This is a genomic window from Streptomyces sp. NPDC059534 (assembly GCF_042743475.1).
Lineage (GTDB): Bacteria > Actinomycetota > Actinomycetes > Streptomycetales > Streptomycetaceae > Streptomyces.
This window is the reverse complement of record NZ_JBHWAQ010000011.1, coordinates 164,275-183,895: the sequence shown is the minus strand read 5'-3', so window position 1 is coordinate 183,895 and position 19,621 is coordinate 164,275. Positions and strand designations below refer to the sequence as shown.

18 protein-coding genes are annotated in these 19,621 nt (G+C 73.7%); 11 read left to right on the top strand and 7 right to left on the bottom strand.

All coding sequences use genetic code 11. The features are described from left to right. Positions 1 to 293: 293 nt before the first annotated feature. Genes ACFVZH_RS16355 through ACFVZH_RS16340 form a run of 4 tightly spaced genes read left to right on the top strand, consistent with a single transcriptional unit; the run spans position 294 to position 7,136 of the window. A complete protein-coding gene (locus ACFVZH_RS16355) occupies positions 294 to 1,313 on the top strand; it encodes a hypothetical protein (protein ID WP_384897723.1) in 1,020 nt (339 codons plus the stop codon). Between the two features lie 6 nt (positions 1,314 to 1,319). Beyond that, positions 1,320 to 4,610, top strand: a complete 3,291-nt coding sequence (locus tag ACFVZH_RS16350) for a PDZ domain-containing protein (protein WP_384897721.1) — start codon at positions 1,320 to 1,322, stop codon at positions 4,608 to 4,610. Positions 4,611 to 4,653: 43 nt separating this feature from the next. Further along, positions 4,654 to 6,438, top strand: a complete 1,785-nt coding sequence (locus tag ACFVZH_RS16345) for a sensor histidine kinase (RefSeq protein WP_384897758.1) — start codon at positions 4,654 to 4,656, stop codon at positions 6,436 to 6,438. Positions 6,439 to 6,476: 38 nt separating this feature from the next. Then, positions 6,477 to 7,136, top strand: coding sequence for a response regulator (locus tag ACFVZH_RS16340; RefSeq protein ID WP_384897719.1), 660 nt, complete (start codon positions 6,477 to 6,479; stop codon positions 7,134 to 7,136). Between the two features lie 49 nt (positions 7,137 to 7,185). Here ACFVZH_RS16340 and ACFVZH_RS16335 read toward each other — a convergent pair whose 3' ends face one another. Next, on the bottom strand, positions 7,186 to 7,656 hold the full coding sequence (locus ACFVZH_RS16335; protein WP_384897717.1) for a MarR family winged helix-turn-helix transcriptional regulator: 471 nt from the start codon (positions 7,654 to 7,656) through the stop codon (positions 7,186 to 7,188). Between the two features lie 106 nt (positions 7,657 to 7,762). On the opposite strand from ACFVZH_RS16335, the gene ACFVZH_RS16330 reads away from it, so the two are divergent. From ACFVZH_RS16330 to ACFVZH_RS16315, 4 genes are all read left to right on the top strand, one after another. Next, a complete protein-coding gene (locus ACFVZH_RS16330) occupies positions 7,763 to 8,824 on the top strand; it encodes a hypothetical protein (protein ID WP_384897715.1) in 1,062 nt (353 codons plus the stop codon). Positions 8,825 to 9,004: 180 nt separating this feature from the next. Then, positions 9,005 to 10,477 (top strand): DUF2252 domain-containing protein, encoded by a 1,473-nt coding sequence (locus ACFVZH_RS16325; protein WP_384897713.1) that lies wholly within the window; start codon positions 9,005 to 9,007, stop codon positions 10,475 to 10,477. 73 nt (positions 10,478 to 10,550) lie between these two features. Then, positions 10,551 to 11,369 (top strand): hypothetical protein, encoded by an 819-nt coding sequence (locus ACFVZH_RS16320; RefSeq protein WP_384897711.1) that lies wholly within the window; start codon positions 10,551 to 10,553, stop codon positions 11,367 to 11,369. A gap of 55 nt (positions 11,370 to 11,424) precedes the next feature. After that, on the top strand, positions 11,425 to 11,769 hold the full coding sequence (locus ACFVZH_RS16315) for a rhodanese-like domain-containing protein (protein ID WP_384897708.1): 345 nt from the start codon (positions 11,425 to 11,427) through the stop codon (positions 11,767 to 11,769). Between the two features lie 43 nt (positions 11,770 to 11,812). Here ACFVZH_RS16315 and ACFVZH_RS16310 read toward each other — a convergent pair whose 3' ends face one another. From ACFVZH_RS16310 to paaA, 6 genes are all read right to left on the bottom strand, one after another. Next, the gene (locus ACFVZH_RS16310) at positions 11,813 to 12,946 is read right to left on the bottom strand and encodes an acyl-CoA dehydrogenase family protein (protein ID WP_384897706.1); all 1,134 of its coding nucleotides are present in this window, start codon (positions 12,944 to 12,946) and stop codon (positions 11,813 to 11,815) included. Between the two features lie 184 nt (positions 12,947 to 13,130). Beyond that, positions 13,131 to 14,219: a 2Fe-2S iron-sulfur cluster-binding protein gene (locus tag ACFVZH_RS16305; RefSeq protein ID WP_384897704.1), complete on the bottom strand. Its 1,089-nt coding sequence runs from the start codon at positions 14,217 to 14,219 to the stop codon at positions 13,131 to 13,133. Continuing rightward, a complete protein-coding gene (gene paaD / locus ACFVZH_RS16300; protein WP_384897702.1) occupies positions 14,220 to 14,717 on the bottom strand; it encodes a 1,2-phenylacetyl-CoA epoxidase subunit PaaD in 498 nt (165 codons plus the stop codon). Beyond that, complete coding sequence (gene paaC / locus ACFVZH_RS16295; RefSeq protein ID WP_384897700.1) at positions 14,711 to 15,448, bottom strand: 1,2-phenylacetyl-CoA epoxidase subunit PaaC; 738 nt, start codon at positions 15,446 to 15,448, stop codon at positions 14,711 to 14,713. The genes paaD and paaC overlap by 7 nt, the downstream gene beginning before the upstream one ends. Beyond that, positions 15,445 to 15,732: a 1,2-phenylacetyl-CoA epoxidase subunit PaaB gene (paaB, locus tag ACFVZH_RS16290; protein ID WP_384897698.1), complete on the bottom strand. Its 288-nt coding sequence runs from the start codon at positions 15,730 to 15,732 to the stop codon at positions 15,445 to 15,447. Before paaB ends, paaC begins: the two co-directional genes overlap by 4 nt. Next, positions 15,729 to 16,745: a 1,2-phenylacetyl-CoA epoxidase subunit PaaA gene (paaA, locus tag ACFVZH_RS16285; protein WP_384897696.1), complete on the bottom strand. Its 1,017-nt coding sequence runs from the start codon at positions 16,743 to 16,745 to the stop codon at positions 15,729 to 15,731. Before paaA ends, paaB begins: the two co-directional genes overlap by 4 nt. Positions 16,746 to 16,857: 112 nt before the next feature. Between paaA and ACFVZH_RS16280 the strand changes: the two genes are divergently transcribed. The 3 genes from ACFVZH_RS16280 to ACFVZH_RS16270 are packed head-to-tail and all read left to right on the top strand — an operon-like array spanning position 16,858 to position 19,618. Beyond that, positions 16,858 to 17,625, top strand: a complete 768-nt coding sequence (locus tag ACFVZH_RS16280; RefSeq protein ID WP_384897694.1) for a DUF5819 family protein — start codon at positions 16,858 to 16,860, stop codon at positions 17,623 to 17,625. Next, a complete protein-coding gene (locus ACFVZH_RS16275; protein ID WP_384897692.1) occupies positions 17,622 to 18,911 on the top strand; it encodes an HTTM domain-containing protein in 1,290 nt (429 codons plus the stop codon). Before ACFVZH_RS16280 ends, ACFVZH_RS16275 begins: the two co-directional genes overlap by 4 nt. Beyond that, complete coding sequence (locus ACFVZH_RS16270) at positions 18,908 to 19,618, top strand: TrmH family RNA methyltransferase (protein ID WP_384897690.1); 711 nt, start codon at positions 18,908 to 18,910, stop codon at positions 19,616 to 19,618. The genes ACFVZH_RS16275 and ACFVZH_RS16270 overlap by 4 nt, the downstream gene beginning before the upstream one ends. Positions 19,619 to 19,621: the final 3 nt, after the last annotated feature.

Here is a 19,621-nt window from a genome sequence, read left to right as displayed (position 1 = left end):
AGAGATCTGCTCCGTCAGCGGTGCGCGGGTCGGCGCTACCCGGCGCCTCCCCGCCTACCACCGCATCGAGGAAAACTAGGCTCCGGCCCTTTCGGGGCTCTATCGACGATCTATCGCCTCACCTGACCGGAAAGCCCCGCTTCCACCCCGTTTCCCGACCCTTGTCGGCCCTGTCGTCACGCCGGGGCGATGGGCGGCGCGACAGGGCGGCGATGGCACGCCCCGGCAGCATGGCCGCAAGCCCACGCAGCACGTCATCCGGATGGGCGGGACTTGCGGGAAGAGGGGAGGCCATGGTGACGACGGCGAGCGTGCACACGCGGTTCGGACCGCCATCGGCGCTGGACGAGCGGGTCATCGGCGTCTACTGCCACACCGTGCAGCAGGGCGGCCTGGAGTCGGTCCGGCAGGCGGCCGAGGAACTCGGCATGGACGTCCGCGACGTCGGGGCCGCCGCTGCCTGTCTGGTCGAGCTGGGCCTGCTCAGGACCGACCCGTTCGGCGACGGACGGCTGCTGCCGGTCGACCCCCGGCGCGCCTCGGCGCTGCTGATCTCCCCGATCGAACGGGAGATCTTCGCCCGCCGCGACCTCATCGACCAGCTCCGCGACCGGCTCGACCACATCGCCGGGCCGGAGCCCCAGCCCGCCCAGCTGCCCGTCGGCTCCATCGACCGGCTCTTCGGACCGGCCGAGATCCGCGGGCTGCTCAAGCTCATGGCCGACGTCTGCCAGCGCGAGGTGCTCGTCCTGCGCTCCCGGCAGGCCCGGGACAACCCGCTCGACGACTTCCTGGAGGCCGGCGGCGGCCTGACCCGCAGGGGCATCGGCATCCGCACCCTGTGCACGCACAGCAGCCGCGCCGACTTCGCGACGCGCGCCAGGACACTGCGCCTGGTCGACGCCGGCGTCGAGGTCCGCACGGTCACCCGGCTCGCCCAGACCGCCGTCGTCTTCGACCGCGAGATGGCCCTCGTGTTCGGCGAGACCGAGGAGGGCGACCCCGTCGCCTGGCGGGTCCGCGAGGACAACGTCGTCCGCTTCCTGGGCGACCTGGTGGACCAGCTGTGGGACGGCGCCGCCCCCTTCCTGGCGGGCGAGACCGGCTACGCAGAGGTGGCGGACGACCTCCAGCAGGACATCGCGAAGCTCATGGCCCAGGGCCTCACCGACGACGTCGTCGCCCGCAAGCTCGGCATGTCCGTCCGCACCTGCCGGCGCCACATCGCCGCCCTGCTGCGCACGCTCGACTCCACCAGCCGCTTCCAGGCCGGCGTCCAGGCCGCCAACCGGCTGATCGCCGAGGGGGTGTAGGCGTCCGTGTCCCAGGGATACCTCCGCTTCCCGAGCATCGCCGGCGACACGATCGTCTTCTGCTGCGAGGACGACCTGTGGACGGTCGGCACGGCGGGCGGAACCGCCCGGCGCCTCACCGCGGGCGTGGCCGAGGCCGCCCGGCCGCTGATCTCCCCGGACGGCGCCCAGGTGGCCTTCGTCGGCGCCGACGAAGGCCCGACCGAGGTGTACGTCATGCCGCTGGACGGCGGCCCCGCGCGCCGGCTGACCCACCAGGCCGCCCAGTGCCACCTCGTGGGCTGGGACCGGCGCACCGGCGAGATCCTGTACGCCGGCACCGGCGACCAGCCGGCCGGCTTCGGCCACCGCCTCTTCGCCGTCCACCCCGACGGCGGCCCGCCGCGGCTCCTGCCGTACGGGTCGGCCACCGCGCTCACCCGGGGCCCCGACGGCAGGGCCGTCCTCTGCCGCAACGGCACCGACCCCGCCCGCTGGAAGCGCTACCGCGGCGGTGCGGCGGGCGAGTTGTGGATCGAGACCGGGGGGAGCGGGGCTCCCGGCTCGGGCGTTCTCGGCTCGGGCGTTCCCGGATCGGGGGTTGCCGGATCAGGGGTTGCCGGTTCCGGCGCGCTCGGTCCCGGCGGTCCCGGCGTTTCCGGTGCGGAGGCCGTCGGCCCCGGCGGGTTCCGCCCGCTGGTCTCGCTGCCCGGGAACCTCGCCCACCCCTGCCACGTCGGCGAGCGGGTCTACTTCGTCTCCGACCAGGAGTCGACCGGGAACGTCCACTCCTGCCGGACGGACGGCACGGACCTCCGCCGCCACACCCACCACCGGGACTTCTACGTCCGCCACCTGGCGACCGACGGCGTACGCCTCGTGTACCAGGCGGGCGCACGCCTCCACCTGCTGGAGCCGGGGTCCGAGGCGCGTCCCGTCGACATCGAGCTGACCAGCTCGCGGACCCAGCGCGGCCGCCGGCTGCTGCGCGCCGCCGAACGCCTGGACACCGTGCGGCTCAGCCCCGACGGCGCCACGCTCGCCGTCGCCTCGCGCGGCAAGGCGTTCACCCTCGCGCCCTGGTCGGGGCCGGTCCGGCAGCACGGCCGCCCCGACGGCGTGCGCTACCAGCACCTCGACTGGCTCCGTGACGGCCGCCGCCTGGCCGCCGTCGCGGGCGACAGCGGCCCCCGGGAACGGCTGGTGGTGCTCGACACCGCCGACGGGACCGAGACCGACCTCGCCGTCGGCGACGTGGGCCAGGTGACCGAACTGGCCGCCTCGCCCCGCGCGGACCTGGTCGCCTTCGCCACCAACCGCCAGAAGCTGTACGTCGTGGACGTCGCGACGGCGTCCGTACGGCTCCTCGACGAGACGGCCCACGACCGGATCGAGGACCTGGCGTGGTCGCCGGACGGGCGCTGGCTCGCGTACACCTACCCGGACACGCCCCGCACCTCGGCCATCAAGGTCGCCGACGTTCCCGCCGGGACGACCCGGCGGATCACCCGGCCGGTGCTGCGCGACATGAAGCCGGCCTTCGACCCCGACGGCCGCCACCTGTACTTCATCGGCCAGCGCGCCCTCACCCCCGAGTACGACCAGGTCGAGGCCGAGGTCGGCTTCCCGTTCGGGACGCTGCCCTACGCGGTCACCCTGCGGGAGGGCACCCCGGCGCCGTTCGTCCCCCGGCCGGAGGACGACGACGCCCCGGAGGGCCCCGACGGCGAACCCGCCCCGGTCGTCATCGACATGGAGGGCATCGAGCGGCGCGTGGTGCCGTTCCCGGTGCCCGAGTCCCGCTACATCGCCGTCCTCGGCCTGCCCGGCAAGGCCCTGCTCTGGTCCGTGCCGCTGACGGCCGCCGACCCGCTGCGCCCGGAGGACGCGACCGGCGGTCAGGTCTGTCTCGTCGACATGGAGCGGATGACCCGGACCGAGTGCCTGGTGCAGGTCGACGACCTGCACGTCCGCGCCGACGACGACGTCCTGCTGTACCGGTGCGGCAGCCGGCTGCGGGTGCTGCGGGCCGGTGCGCCGCTGGAGATCGAGGACGACGACGACTCCGTGGAGGCCCGGCCGGGCCGCGCCTCCGGCTGGATCGACCTCGACCGGATCCGGGTGCCGCTGCGGCCCGCCGAGGAGTGGCACCAGATGTTCCGCGAGGCGTGGCGGCTGCAGAAGGAGAACTTCTGGCACGCCGGCATGGCCGGGGTCGACTGGGACGCGGTGTACGAGCGGTACGCGCCGCTGGTCGACCTGGTGGCGACCCGCTCCGAACTCTCCGACCTCATATGGGAGTCGCAGGGCGAACTGGGCGCCTCCCACGCGTACGAGCGCGGCGGCGACTACCGTGAGCCGCCCCACCACGCGCAGGGCTTCCTCGGGATCGACTGGGACACCGCCGACCCCAAGGCGTGGCGCGTCGGCGCCGTCCTGGAGGGCGACCCCTGGAACCCGGCCGCGACCTCGCCCTGCAACCGTCCGGGCACCGACATCCGCCCCGGGGACACCGTCGTGGCCGTCAACGGCCGCCCGGTGGGCCCCCAGGGGCCGGGCGAACTCCTCGTGGGGCTCGCCGGCCACGAGGTGGAGCTGTCGGTACGGCGCGGTGACGCCGAGCCCCGCCGGATCTGCGTGCGGGCCGCCGAGAGCGAGACGCCCGCGCGGTACCGCGACTGGGTGGAGGACAACCGCCGGCACGTCCACGAGGCGTCCGGAGGCCGGCTCGGATACATCCACGTCCCCGACATGTTCCTCAACGGATACACCGAGTTCGTACGGGGCTTCGCCACCGCGATGGACCGCCCCGGCCTCGTCCTCGACGTGCGCTACAACATCGGCGGACACATCTCCCCGCTGCTCCTGGAGCGCCTCGCGCGCCACCGGCTGGGCGCCGAGCACGGCCGGTGGAGCGGCGTCCGGCCCTACCCGTCGGAGTCGCCGGCCGGGCCGATGGCGCTGCTCGTCAACGAGCACACCGGTTCCGACGGGGAGATCTTCAGCCATACGTTCCGGGAGCTCGGCCTCGGCCCGCTGATCGGCCACCGCACCTGGGGCGGGGTCATCGCCACCTGGCCGCGGCAGCCCCTGGTGGACGGCACGGTCACCACCCAGCCCGAGTTCCGGTACGTCTTCGACGGCGTCGGCGGCAGGCTGGAGAACCGCGGTGTGGAGCCCGATGTCGTCGTGGTGGTCCCGCCCGGCCCGGCGGACGCCGCCGCCGATCCGCAGCTCGCCGCCGCCGTCGGCCATCTCCTGGCCCGGCTCGACGGACAGCAGCGACCTTCGTCGCCGGGGGCCGAGACGAAAGGGTGACGCCGTGGGCCCGGACGCTGCCTAGGGTGCGACCGTGGACGCTATGTCGAAGTCGGGGGCCTGGAGCGCGCGCGGCCTCCGGGACGCAATCGCCGCCGCGTGGGCCTGGTTCGCGCTGCCCGGGCAGTGGTCGGGACGCCGGACCACCGGTGAGGTGGCGCTCGCCGTGGTCATGGCGCTGCTCGCCGCCGGGACCGAGGAGATCCTGGGCGGCGAGGGGTGGCGGCTGCCCGCCGTCGCCGCGGGAGCCGCCGTGCTGTCGCTGGTCAGACGACGGCTCCCGGCGGCCACGCTGGTCCTGGCCGCCGGACTCACCCCCTTCGCCCCCGGCATGGGGCCGCTGCTGCTGGTCGTCGGCTGGTCCTCCGGCCGGTACATCGCGGGCGCGGGCCACGCGCTGGCCGCGTACATCGCCGCCTTCGTCCTGAACGTCGGGGGCACGCTCCTGGAGTCCTGGGACCGGCAGCGGCTCCTCGCCCTCGCCTTCGTCGCCACCCTCTACTACCTGGGCACCACGCTGGCCCCCGGACTCGCCCACCGCTACTGGACCCAGCGGCGGACCCTGCTGCACGCCCTCCAGGAGCGCAACGCCCAGCTGCTGCGCGAGCGGACCATGGTGGCCTGGCAGGCGCGGCTGCGGGAGCGGCAGCGGATCGCCCAGGACATGCACGACAGCCTCGGCCACCAGCTGGCGCTGATCGCCGTGCACACCGGAGCCCTGGAGGTCGACCGGGACCTGGGCGAGCGGCAGCGCGAGGTGGTCGGCGTCCTGCGGAACGCGTCCGTGACCGCCATGCACGAACTGCGGGAGGTCGTCGGGATACTCCGCGACGGCGTCGAGGCGCCCGACGGCACACCGGCGGCGCCCGCGCGGGCCGGCGACGAGACGAGCCGCGCCGCGCGCGGCATCGCGGGCATCGAGGGGCTCGTGGAGGCCGCGCGGGCGGCCGGCACCGCGGTCGGACTGCGGCGGCTGGGGGAGGAGCGGGCGCTGGCACCGGCCGCCGACCACGCCGCGTACCGCATCGTCCAGGAGGCCCTGACCAACGCCTACAAGCACGCGCCGGGCACGTCGATAGGCGTCGAGCTGCGGTACGAGCCGGACACCTTCGTCGTGGAGATCCTCAACGAGCGGCCGGCGGACGGACCGGCGCGGGACGCGGTGAGCGGCGGGCAGGGCCTGGCCGGACTCGCCGAGCGGGCCCGGCTCGTGGGCGGCATGTGCCATGCGGGTCCGGCCGACGACGGCGGGTTCCGGGTGGCCGGGATGCTGCCGTACGGCGCGGCGCCGGTCGCGGAGGCCGCGCCTTTGGTCGACGCCGCCGACGACTTCCGGCAGCAGACCACGCAACCGCTGGTGGGCGAGGGTCGTCCGGTCGCGGTCGGACCGGCCGACTGGACGTTCACGGAGCGGGAGTTGGCCATGGCGGTGCGCGGGGGCAAGGGCAGGGGCAGCAGCACGGGGGGTGCGATCGCGATCGGCTGCGGGATAGCGTTCGCCGCGCTCGTCCTGCTCGTGGTGGCGGCGGGCTTCGGCGTCTACTTCCTGATGGGTTCCCTCCAGGAGGGGATGATCGACCCCGCGCAGTACGACGCGGTGGAGGTCGGGACGTCCGAGGAGAAGGTCCGCGGGCAGCTGCCCTCCGGCGACACGATCACCACCATGGGCCTGACCAAGGAAGGGCCCGCCATGCCGGCCGGCGCCGACTGCCTGGTGCTGATGTCCTCGGAGATCAGCGAGACCGCCGCGGCGGAGCCGGTTTTCCGGTTCTGCTTCAAGGACGGCAAGCTGATCGAGAAGAAGTCGTACGAGGTCAAGGCGCGGTAGCGCCCGTCCGCCCGTACCGGAGCCGTGGGGGAGTAGCTGTGGCAGGGCAGCCCATCAGGGTCGTGATCGCCGACGACGAGCCGCTGATCAGGGTCGGGATCCGGATGATCCTCACCTCGGACCCGGAGATCGTCGTCGTCGCGGAGGCGGCCAACGGCCGGGAAGCGGTCGAGGCGGCGCGGGCACACGCCGCCGACGTGGTGCTGCTCGACATCCAGATGCCGGTGCTCGACGGCCTTTCGGCGCTGCCGGAGCTGCGCCGGGCGGCGCCGGCGGCCCGGGTGATCGTCCTGACGACCTTCGGGGAGCGGGAGAACGTCCTGCGGGCGCTGGAGCACGGGGGCGCCGGGTTCCTGCTCAAGGACACCGCGCCGGCCGAGCTGATCCGGGCCGTGCGGGCGGCCGCGGCGGGCGACGCGTATCTGTCGCCGGCGGCCACCCGGCACGTGGTGGAGCGGCTCGCCTCGGGCCGCGAGGCGGCCCGGGCCGAGGAGGCGCGGGGGCGGGTGGCGGCGCTGAGCGAGAAGGAACGCGGCGTGCTGGCGCTGCTCGGCGAGGGGCTGTCCAACGCGGACGCGGGGAAGCGGCTGCACATGAGCGAGGCCACGGTGAAGACGTACGTCAGCCGGATCCTGGCCAAGCTGCACTGCGAGAACCGGGTGCAGGCGGCGCTGCTGGCACGGGACGCGGGGCTCTAGGCGGGCGTCTTGCCGTGACGCGGGAGCCCTCGCCCGGGTGACGGGTCCGTCAGCGCGGGGGGCCGAAGGGGAGGCCGCCGGTGCCCGCGGCGTTGTAGCGGAGCAGGTACGCGGCGAAGTGCGCGAGGTCCTCGGCCGACCAGTCCTTGAGGCGTTCCTGGTAGGCGGCGAGGCGGCTGGTCTGGGCCGTGGCGAGGACCTTGGAGCCCGCCTCGGTGGGGTGCAGGACGTGGACGCGGTGGTCGTCGGGGGCCGGGCGCCGCTCGACCAGGCCGAGCTTCTCCAGCCCGGCGACCTGGCGGCTGACCGTCGACTTGTCCAGCAGGTAGTGGGCCGCGAGATCGGTGGCCCGGCAGCCGCGCTGTTCGTCGATGTGGGCCAGCAGCGTGTACGAGACGAGCGGGAGCTCGGGGTGGACCCGGGCCGCCGCGGCGCGGGCCCGGCGGGCGAAGGCCGTCAGTTCGCGCTGGATGACGTCCACGGACGCCTCGCGTGGTGGCTGTGCGCCGCCGTCGGTCATGGTGCGCTCCCTCGTGCCGTGGGTCGGGGCGCCGGTCGCCCGCCGTCCCCCTTCGGTTGTATAGTACAACGGTTCTTTAGTTGTAAAAGCCAACCATGGAGGTCTGATGGCCGCGGGACCGAACACCACCGGCGCGTTGCGGCATGTCCTCGGACATCTGCTCACCCCCCTGCTGATGTGCGTCGGCATGGGACTCGCCTACCTCGGCGCCTTCCACGCCCCCGCCCCCCACGACCTGCGCGTCGACGTCGTCGGCTCCGGTCCCGCCACCCAGGTCCTCGCGCAGACCCTCCATGACAAGGGCGCCGGCGCCCTCGACGTCCGCACCGTCCCCGACCGGGAGACCGCCGTCACCGCCCTGCGCGAGCAGCACAGCTTCGGCGCCTACCTCCCCGGCGAGCGGCCCGAGCTGCTCGTCGCCTCCGCCTCCTCCGACACCAGCGCCATGGCCGTGGAGAAGGTGTTCACCAAGGTCGCGGCCGCACAGGACGCCCCGCTCAAGGTGACCGACGTCGCCCCCGTCTCCTCCGGTGACCCCACCGGACAGGGGGTCTTCTTCCTGCTCGTCGCCCTCAGCATCGGCGCGTACGCCTCGGTCGCCGTCGTCGGCGGCGCCGGCGCCGTCCTGCCCCTGCGGATCCGCGTCCTCCTCGCCGCCGCGACCTCCCTCGTCGTCAGCCTCGTCGGCACCCTCTTCGCCGGGCCCCTCTTCCACCTCGTCGACCAGGGACTCGCCGGGGTGTGGGCGCTCTCCTGGCTCTACACGGCGGGCATCCTGCTCGTCGGCGTCGGACTGCACACCTTCCTGCGCCGCTGGACCACGCTCGGCGTCATGGTGCTCTTCGTGATGCTCAACTTCACGAGCTCCGGCGGCATCTACCGGCCCGAACTCCAGCCCGGCTTCTTCGGCGCCCTGCACGCCTTCTGGAACGGCGCGGGCTTCGTCGAGGGCGTCCGCGGCCACGTCTACTTCGACGGGCACGCGCTCGGCGGACACGTCCTCACGCTCTCCCTCTGGCTCCTCGCCGGAATCGCCCTCGTCATCGCCGCCGGCCTCGCCGAAGCCCGCCGCAAGCCCGCGGACACCCCGCACGCGACCCCGGCCGGGACCTCGGCCGGGATCGCGGAGGAGGCCGAGGAAGAGGTCGAGGAGGCGGTCGCGGTCTGAGCTTCCCGGGGTTTCCCGGAGCCCTTCCCGCGGGGCCTTCCCGCAGGACCCTTCCCCCGGGGCCTCGCCTCCGGGGCGTTGTCCACAGGGCGTTGTCCACAGGGGGAGACGGCCGCTCGGACACGGCGGTACGGTCGGGGCCGGATGATGTTGGAACATCGCATCGGGGGAGGTCGTCCCATGGACGAGAACCGGACCGTCGTGCCGGGACAGCGCGACACGGACGGAGAGGCCGCCGGCATCCGCGTGCCCCACGTGCCGGGGTTCGCGCGCCGCGCGGCCGTCGGCGGGGGCACGGACACCGGAGCCTCCCCCAAGGCGCGGGGCAAGAGCCTGCGCGACCGGGTCCCCCGCTCCGCACACGCCCGGCCCGCCCTCGCCGCCGACCGCCCCGACGCCGTCCGCGCCGTCGAGGAGTCCAACCGGGGCCGTGTCCCCGAGCTCGCGCCGATACGCGTCGGCAGGATGGCGGCCGGCCCCTTCGCCTTCCTCCGCGGCTCGGCCGGACTGATGGCCCACGACCTCGCCGCCACCCCCGTCACCGGCATAGCCGCCCAGCTGTGCGGCGACGCCCACGCCGCCAACTTCGGCCTGTACGGCGACGCCCGCGGCCGGCTCGTCATGGACCTCAACGACTTCGACGAGACCATCGTCGGCCCCTGGGAATGGGACCTCAAGCGGCTCGCCACCTCCCTCGTCCTCGCCGGCCGCGAGGTCGGCGCCGACGAGGACACCTGCCGGGCCGCCGCCTTCGACACCGCGGGCGCCTACCGCCGCACCATGCGGCTGCTCGCCCGGCTCCCCGCCCACGACGCCTGGAACGCGATCGCCGACGAGGAGCTCGTCTCCCACACCGACGCCCGGGACCTCCTCGGCACCCTGGAGCGGGTCTCCGCCAAAGCCCGCAACAACACCAGCGCCCGCTTCGCCGCCCGGTCGACCGAGGCCGTGACGGACGCCGAGGGCGGCGGCCGCAGATTCGTCGACGCTCCCCCGGTGCTCCGCAGGGTCCCCGACGCCGAGGCCGCCGAGGTGGCCCTCTCCCTCGGCGCCTACCTGGAGACCGTCTCCGAGGACCGGCTGCCGCTCCTCGCGCGGTACGCCGTCCACGACGTCGCCTTCCGCGTCGTCGGCACCGGCAGCGTCGGCACCCGCTCCTACGTCGTCCTGCTCCTCGACCACCGGGGCGAGCCGCTCGTCCTCCAGGTCAAGGAGGCCCGGCCGTCGGCGCTGCTCCCCCACCTGCCCGCCGCGGGCTTCACCGTGCCGGACCCCGGCCACGAGGGGCGGCGCGTGGTCCTCGGACAGAAGCGGATGCAGGTCGTCAGCGACATCCTGCTCGGCTGGACCACCGTCGAGGGGCGCCCCTTCCAGGTCCGCCAGTTCCGCAACCGCAAGGGCAGCGTCGACCCCGCCGCCCTCACCCCCGACCAGCTCGACGACTACGGCCGCATGACCGGCGCCCTTCTCGCCCGCGCCCACGCCCACAGCGCCGACCCGCGCCTGATAGCCGGGTACTGCGGCAAGAACGAGGAGCTGGACACCGCTCTCGCCGCCTTCGCCGTCGGCTACGCCGACCGCACCGAGGCCGACCACGCCGACCTCCTCACCGCCATCCGCACCGGCCGCACCCCGGCGGAACCGGGCGTCTGACACCGGCCGCGCGGAGGAGCCCCCGCAGGACCGTAGGCTGGGTGCGTCGAGGCGGAACGAGGACTGGGCGGGCGTGGACGTGAGCGTGGACCAGGGTGTGAACGAGGGGCCCGGGGACGAGCGGCCCGAGGCGCGTCTGGAGCGTGCCGTGCGGGTGGCCGAGCAGGCGCTGATCGAGTTCGAGATCGCGGTGGAGACCTTCCGGGTCGAGGTGGAGAACTTCTCCCGGCTGCACCACCAGCGGCTCGGACCGATGTACGCGCGGCTCGACGAGCTCGACGCGCGCATCGCCGAGGCCCTGGCGGCGCGCACCGGCGATCCGGAGGACGTACGGCGGGCGCAGGAGGCGCGGGCCGCGGTTCTGCCGATGCCGGGCGTGGAGGAGTTGTTCCACGACTGGGTCGACTCCGACGGCCTCTCCGCCGAGGCCGCCGCGATGCTCACCGGCCGGCCGGTGCAGTCGCCGAAGCGGGTCCGGCCCGGCGAGGAGGCCCGTCGGCTCTACCGCGAGCTGGCGCGCAAGGCCCACCCCGACCTGGCCCGCGAGGAGGACGAGCGCAAGCGGCGCGAGGAGTTCATCACGCGGGTGAACGCCGCCTACGCCCGGGGCGACGAGGCGCTGCTGCGCGAGCTCTCCGCCGAATGGGAGGCCGGCCCGGCGCCGGCCGAGGAGCGGCTCAGCGAGAGCGAGGAGCTGTACGCGCGCCTGGAGTGGCTCGCGGAGCGCAAGGACATGCTGTCGGCGCTGGCGCGGGAGCTGGAGGAGAGCGCGATCGGCGCGATGCTGCGGATGGCGCCGGACGACCCGGACCGGCTCCTGGAGGAGATCGCGGAGCAGCTGCTCGCGCAGGTCTCCGAGCGTGAGGCCGAGCTGACGGGGCTGGTGGAGTAGGTTTTCCGTGCGCCCGAGTCCGTTCGGGCGGTACTGACGAGAGAAGGCCGTTCCCATGAATTTCTCCCCGCTGCCCTCGGTGGACGCGGCTTCCGTGCCGGCCGATGCCCTGGTGCTGGACGTCAGGGAGGACGACGAGTGGGAGGCCGGTCACGTCGAGGGTGCGCTGCACGTGCCGATGAGCGGCTTCGTGGCGCGCTTCGGCGAGGTGACCGAGGCCGTGGCCGAGCGTGGGCGCGCGTATGTGATGTGCCGGGTCGGCGGCCGGTCGGCGCAGGTCACGCAGTACCTGACGCAGCAGGGCTTCGACGCGGTGAACGTCGACGGCGGGATGCTCGCGTGGGACGGCGCCGGCCGCCCGATGGTGACGACGAACGGCAGCCCGGCCTTCGTCCTCTGACCCGCGCGGGACGGCCCCGCGCGGGTGGATGCGCGCGGGGACGCTAGCCGAGGGGGTGGGTGGCCAGCAGGTCGCCCAGTGCCTCCTCGTGGGCGGCGGCGGGGCCGAGCGAGAGTTCGAGGTGCTTGGCCCACGCGTGGTAGCGGTGCAGGGGGTAGTCGGTGTCGGCGCCGAAGCCTCCGTGCAGGTGCTGGGCGGTCTGCACCACGCGCCGTACCCCTTCGGACGCCCAGATCTTCGCGACGGCGATGTCCCCGGCGGCGGGGAGCGCCCCGTCGGCTCCGGTGGCGACGCGCCAGGCGGCCTGCCAGAGCGTCGCCTCCACGGCGCGCAGGTCGATGTAGCGGTCGGCGGCCTGGACGGCGACGGCCTGGAAGGTGGCCACGGGGTGGCCGAACTGTTCGCGCTTGCCGGTGTACTGGCTCGTCATGGTGAGCACGGCCTCGCCGAGGCCGAGGGCGAGCGCGCAGGTGCCGGTGGTGAGGAGGTCGCGCAGCCCTGCCCAGACGCCGTCGGTGTCGATGACGTCGGTGCGGTCGAGGCGGACGGCGTCGAGCCGTAGTTCGGCGAGGAGTTCGCCGTTCGTGGAGTACTGCTCCGTCAGGCCGAGGCCCTGGTGGGTACGGGGCAGCAGGGCGAGGACGGTGCGGCCGTCGGGGGTGCGGGCGGGGACGGCGACGATGTCGGCGCCGTGGGCCCAGGGAACGGCGGTCTGGAGGCCGTCCAGCAGCCAGCCGGTGCCGTCGGGTCGGGCGGTGACGGCGAGGTCGGCCGGGTCGTGGCCGGTGCGTCCGTGGGAGGCGGCGGTGAGGACGAGTTCGCCGCGGCCGACGCGGGGGAGGAGGGCGGCGGCCGTCTCCGGGTCGGCGTACCGCTCGATGGTCATGGCGACGGCGCTGGTCTCCAGGAGCGGGACCCGGGCGAGGACGCGGGCGGATTCGCGCAGGACGAGGCAGAGCGCGACGGCGTCGAGGCCCGCGCCGCCGTGCTCGGGGGCCAGCACGAGGCCGAGCAGGTCGGCGGCGGCGAGGCGGGACCAGAGCGGCCGGTCGAAGTCGTCCGACACGGCGCCCGGGGTGAGTGCGGGGCTGGGCACCGCGTCGGGTGCGACGTCGGAGAAGACCGCCTTGGCCGCCTCGGCGGCCGCCTGCTGCTCTTCGGTGAAGGTGAAGTCCACTGTCCTGCCCTCCCGTTGCCGTTCCCGCTGCTGTGCGCGCGCTCCTGACGGGTCGTCAAGATAGAACAGGTTCTAGGGGAAGGGAATGGGCAGCGCCCGGACTTCGTGAGCGGCCGCACCCACCGGCCGAAGTCACCGGCCGAAGTCACCGGCCGAAGTCACCGGCCGGCGGGTGCGGCCGGCGTCAGCGGTCGAAGTCCAGCTCCACGTCCGGGGTGGCGGGATGGGACTGGCACGCCAGGACGTATCCGGCCTCGGTCTCCTCCGGCTCCAGCGCGAAGTTGCGGTCCATCCGCACCTCTCCGCCGACGAGGAAGGCGCGGCAGGTGCCGCACACCCCGCCCTTGCAGGCGTACGGGGCGTCGGCGCGGGCGCGGAGCACGGTGTCGAGCAGCGTCTCGCCCCGGTCGACCGGCCAGGTCCCGGACCGGCCGTGCAGGGTCGCGGTCAGGGTGGCGTGCGCGGGGGCGTCGGCCGCGGGGGCCGGCGCGGGGGCCGAGCCGTCGTCGACGTGGAAGATCTCCTGGTGGATCCGGCCGCGGTCGACGCCCAGGCCGCGCAGGGCCTGCTCGGCGCCTTGGACGAGCCCGAAGGGACCACAGAGGAACCAGCCGTCGATCTCGCCGACCGGCAGCAGCGCGGGCAGCAGTCCGGTCAGCCGCTCGCGGTCGAGGCGGCCGGACGGCAGGCCCGCCTGCTGCTCCTCCCGGGAGAGGACGGTGACCAGCTGGAAGCGGTCGGGGTAGCGGTCCTTGAGGTCGGCGACCTCGTCGAGGAACATCGTCGAGGCGGCGGTGCGATCACTCCGGACCAGGCAGAACCGGGCCTCCGGCTCGCGGGCGAGCAGGGTGGCGGCCATCGACAGGACCGGCGTGATGCCACTGCCGCCGACGACGGCCGCGAAGTGGCCGGGGCGCGGGGCGAGCGAGAAGCGGCCCATGGGTTCCATGACCTCGACGACGTCGCCGACGGCGAGTTCCTTGAGCGCGTACGTCGAGAACGAGCCGCCGTCGACGAGCCGGATGCCGACGCGCAGGACGGGGGCCTCGCCGGCCGGGGAGGCGGGGGCGCAGATCGAGTACGTACGCCGGATCTCCTCGCCCTGTTCGCCGGTGCGCCGCAGGGCGAGGTGCTGGCCGGGGAGGTGGCGGTACGTCTCGTGCAGCTCGGGCGGGACCGCGAAGGTGACGGCCACGGAGTCGTCCGTGAGCCGCTCGACCTCGCTCACCCGGAGCGGCTGGAATCCGGCCCGCCCGGAGCCTGAGGTCGCCATCTACAACTCCTTGAAGTGGTCGAACGGTTCACGGCAGGCGGTGCAGCGGCGCAGCGCCTTGCACGCCGTGGAGGAGAAGCGGCTGAGCAGCTCGGTCTCGGTGGAGCCGCAGTGGGGGCAGCGGATCGCGAGGGTCAGCGGCACGGGACCGCCCGCGGGGCCCTGGGGGCGGGGCGGGGCGATGCCGAACTCGGCGAGCTTGCGCCGGCCTTCCTCGCTGATGTCGTCGGTGGACCACGCGGGGGCGAGGACGGTGACGACGGAGACCTCCGGCACGCCGTGCTCGTGGAGCGCGCGCTCGATGTCGGAGGACATGGCCTCGATCGCGGGGCAGCCCGTGTAGGTCGGGGTGAGGGCGACCTCGACCCGGCCGGGGCCGGTGACCTGGACGCCGCGCATGACGCCGAGCTCGCCCAGGGTGAGGACGGGCAGCTCGGGATCGAGGACGGCGCCGGCGATCCGGTTCAGCTCCTCCTCCAGGGCCGTCATGGTCACCATGTCGCCCCCGGGTGGCTGCGGTGCAGGTGCTGCATCTCGGCGAGCATCCGTCCGAACGACTCGGTGTGCAAACCCTGCCGGCCGGCTCCGGCGGCCCAGGCGCCGGTGCGCGGGCCGGAGGGCACGGTGAGCGTGGCCCGGCCGAGGACGTCGGTGACCGAGACCAGCCAGGCGCTCTCCAGGGCGGCGTGGTCCAGGACGAGGCCGTCGACGGGCCGGAAGAGTTCGCCGGTGTGGCGCCACAGGGCGTCGCAGGCGCGCTGCATCCGCTCGTGGCTCTCGGCGGTGCCGTCGCCCAGGCGCAGGGTCCAGTGCTCGGCGTGGTCCTGGTGGTAGGCGACTTCCTTGACCGCCTTGGCGGCGAGACCCGTGAAGGGACCGTCGCCGGCGGCCAGCTGTCCGTAGAGGAGGCGCTGGTAGGTGGAGAAGTAGAGCTGCCGGGCGATGGTGTGGGCGAAGTCGCCGTTGGGCTGCTCGACCAGCTGGACGTTGCGGAAGGACCGCTCCTCGCGGAGGTAGGCCAGTTCGTCCTCGTCGCCGGCGAGGGAGAGCAGGACGCGGGCCTGGCCGAGGAGGTCGAGGGCGATGTTGGCCAGGGCGACCTCCTCCTCCAGGACGGGGGCGGAGCCGGCCCACTCCCCCAGGCGGTGGGAGAGGATCAGGGCGTCGTCGCCGAGGGCGAGGGCGGCGCCGGTGAACGCGGCGGCCTCCGGCGCGGTCGGGGCGCTCACAGGTGCTTCACCCCGTCCGGGATCTCGTAGAAGGTCGGGTGCCGGTAGGGCTTGTCCGCGGCCGGCTCGAAGAAGGGGTCCTTCTCGTCCGGCGAGGAGGCGGTGATGACCGTGGAGGGGACGACCCAGATCGACACACCCTCGCTGCGGCGGGTGTACAGGTCGCGGGCGTTGCGCAGGGCCATCTCCGCGTCGGGCGCGTGGAGACTGCCCGCGTGGGTGTGGGACAGTCCGCGGCGGGAGCGCACGAACACCTCCCACAGCGGCCAACCGTCGCTCGTCATGCCTGTGCCTCTCCGTGCGTGCCGGTGTGCTTCTCCGCGTAGGCCGAGGCTGCTTCCCTGACCCAGGCGCCGTCCTCGTGGGCCTGGCGCCGCCTGCTCAGCCGCTGGTCGTTGCAGGGGCCGTTCCCCTTGAGGACGTCCCAGAACTCGGTCCAGTCGATCGGTCCGAAGTCGTGGTGACCGCGCTCCTCGTTCCACCGGAGGTCCGGGTCGGGGAGGGTCAGTCCGAGTGCCTCGGCCTGGGGTACGGCGATGTCGACGAAGCGCTGGCGCAGCTCGTCGTTGGAGTGGCGCTTGATCTTCCAGGCCATCGCCTGCGCGGTGTGGGTCGACTCGTCGTCCGGGGGGCCGAACATCATCAGCGAGGGCCACCACCAGCGGTCCACCGCGTCCTGGGCCATGGCGTGCTGGGCCTCGGTGCCGCGGGAGAGGGCGAGCAGCGCCTCGTACCCCTGGCGCTGGTGGAAGGACTCCTCCTTGCAGACGCGGACCATCGCGCGGGCGTAGGGCCCGTAGGAGCAGCGGCAGAGCGGCACCTGGTTGGTGATCGCGGCGCCGTCCACCAGCCAGCCGATGGCGCCGACGTCGGCCCAGGTCAGCGTGGGGTAGTTGAAGATCGAGGAGTACTTCTGGCGGCCCGAGTGGAGCTTGTCGAGCAGCTCGTCGCGGCTGGTCCCGAGGGTCTCCGCCGCGCTGTACAGGTACAGGCCGTGGCCGGCCTCGTCCTGGACCTTGGCCATGAGGATCGCCTTGCGCCGCAGCGAGGGCGCGCGGGTGATCCAGTTGGCCTCCGGCTGCATGCCGATGATCTCGGAGTGGGCGTGCTGCGCGATCTGCCGGACGAGCGAGGCGCGGTACGCCTCGGGCATCCAGTCGCGCGGCTCGATCCGCTCGTCGGCGGCGACGGCGGCGTCGAACACGGCCTCGTAGGCGGCCTGCTCCGGCGCCGTGGCCGTGTCCGAGCCGCCGGGCGCGCCCGTGGTCTCTGCTGTCCCTGCCGTCACTGCGGTCATCGGACTCCCTACCGACCGATCGTTCGGTTGAATGACTTCAATGGTGAGTCGGCGGCCCGTATGGTGTCAACCCTGTGGATGACCGAGGTGGGTTGTTGGGGGTCGGGGCGGGATGGACGCGCACGTGGAAGAGGACGCGGTCGAGGTGAGCGACGACCGGCTCCTGCCTGGGGATACGCCGTCCCCGGCCGACGTCGCCGGGACGCGTTCCGGCACCGGGATCATGGCCCTGTCGCTGCCCTACCAGGTCGTGGCCGCCGTGGCGCTCGCCGTCGTCGGCGTCTTCGCCTGCGTCCATCTGGCGATGGTGTTCCTGCACGTGGCGCCGTCCAACACGCTGACGAAGCGGCACGGCCAGGCCGTCGACGAGTGGATCTATCCCGAGTTCGAACAGAACTGGAAGCTCTTCGCGCCCAACCCGCTCCAGCAGAACCTCTCCGTGGAGATGCGCGCCGAGATCGCCGGAACCGGCGGAGAGCTCCGCACCACCGACTGGATCGACCTGACCGCGCAGGACGTCGCCGCGATCCGCTACAACCCGATGCCCAGCCACTCGCAGCAGAACGAGCTCCGCCGGGCGGTGGACTTCTACCGGAGCTCGCACTCCGACGACAACCGCCCCAACGGGCTGCGCGGCCGCCTCTCGGAGCAGTACATGCGCCGGATCGCGATGCTCCGGCTGGACGCGGACCCGTCCATGCACGGCTCCGACGTACGGCGCGTCCAGCTGCGGACCGTCACCCGGCCCGTGGCCGCCCCCGGGTGGAGCACCGAGAAGAACGACGCCACCCCCTCCCACCGCGACCTCCCGTGGTGGAAGGTCACCGACGCCGACCGGCCCGCCGGAGCCGACCGAAGCCGCACGGAGGCGGGCCGATGAACGAGCCGAGGAACGAGCCGGCGAACGGACCGGCCGGCGAGCCGACCCACAAGCCGGCCGCCACGCGCGCGCGGGGCGGCGAACCCTTCGACCGGCGGCTCGCCCGCGCCGTCCAGACCGTCACCGGCCGTTCCCTCGGCCCGTACCAGTCCGCGATCGTGCGGATCGGCTTCTCGCTGACCTGGCTGGTCTTCCTGCTGCGCGAGCTGCCGCACCGGCACGAGCTGTACGGGCCCGACGGCCCGTGGTCCTGGGAGATGGCCCGCCGGCTGATGTCCGGCAACCACGCCTTCACGGTGCTCATGTGGTCGGACGGCCGACTCTGGTTCGAGCTGGTCTACGGGCTCGCGGCGCTCTCCGCCCTGCTGCTCCTGGTGGGCTGGCGCACCCGGGCCGTGTCGGTCGTGTTCATGGTCGGGGTGCTCTCGCTGCAGAACCGATCCGTCTTCGTGGGCGACGGCGGCGACAACGTCCTCCACCTCATGGCGATCTACCTGGTGCTGACCCGCTGCGGCCAGGTGTGGTCCCTCGACGCCCGCCGGGCGGCCCGCGAGGCCCGCGCGGCCCAGGCCGGGGAGCCCCCGCGCCGCGATCTCGTCGGCCCGCTCCTGTGGACCGTTCTCGGCGGCTTCCTCCTCGCCGCCACCTGGTTCAGCGAGGTCACCGGCGAGTGGTGGCTGCTGGTGCTCCTGTGGGTGCTGTGGCTCGGAAACGCGCTGTGGTGGGTGGTGTGCCGGTACGCGCCCGGGGAGCCGCGCACCCTGCTCGACGCCCTCGCCCACCTGACGCACAACGCCGTCCTCGTCGTGATCATGGCGGAGGTCTGCCTGATCTACGCCACCGCCGGCTGGTACAAGATCCAGGGCTCGCGCTGGCAGGACGGCACCGCGCTGTTCTACCCGCTCAACCTCGACTACTTCACGCCCTGGCCGGCCCTCTCCGAGCTCCTCGGCGCCAGCGGGATCATGGTGATGGTGCTGTCCTACGGCACCGTGATCGTCCAGATCGCCTTCCCGTTCACGCTCTTCAACCGCAAGGTCAAGAACGTCCTGCTGGTCGCGATGATGCTGGAGCACGCCGGCATCGCGGTGCTCCTCGGACTGCCGGTCTTCTCGCTCGCGATGATCTCCGCCGACGCCGTGTTCCTGCCGACGGCCTTCCTGGTGGCACTCGGCGCCCGGGCGGCGCGGGGCCGGGACCGGCTGCTGAAGCGGACGCCGGTGCAGACGCTGCCCGACCAGCGCCGTGCGGACGAGGAACCCGGTCCCCGTACCCTCGTCGGGTGAGCACCACCGAACAGAAGCCCGGAACCGCGCCGGCCGGCCTGGCCGCGGCCGAGCCCGACGAGGCCGCCGAGCCGGTCCAGTACGACGAGGGGTTCGGCCCCGAGATCGGCGTCGGGCCGCACCCGCGGCCGTGGCCCGAGGACGAGCGCTACGACCCCGAGCTGCTCGCCGACGGCGACCGGCGCAACGTCGTGGACCGCTACCGGTACTGGACGCGGGAGGCGGTCGTCGCCGACCTCGACACCCGGCGCCACGACTTCCACGTGGCGGTGGAGAACTGGGGCCACGACTTCAACATCGGCTCGGTGGTGCGGACCGCCAACGCGTTCCTGGCGAAGGAGGTCCACATCGTGGGCCGCCGCCGCTGGAACCGGCGCGGTGCCATGGTCACCGACCGCTACCAGCACGTCCGGCACCACCCCGACACCACGTCGCTGACCTCGTGGGCGGCGGCCGAGGGCCTGCCCGTCATCGGCATCGACAACCTGCCGGGCGCCGTGCCGCTGGAGCGGACCGTGCTCCCGCGCCGCTGCGTGCTGCTCTTCGGGCAGGAGGGGCCGGGGCTCACCGAGGAGGCCCGCGCCCATGTGGAGATGGTCTGCTCGATCGCCCAGTTCGGCTCGACCCGGTCGATCAACGCGGGCGCCGCGGCCGCCGTCGCCATGCACGCGTGGGTGCAGCGGTACGCGGAGATCGAGACGCCCTGAGGG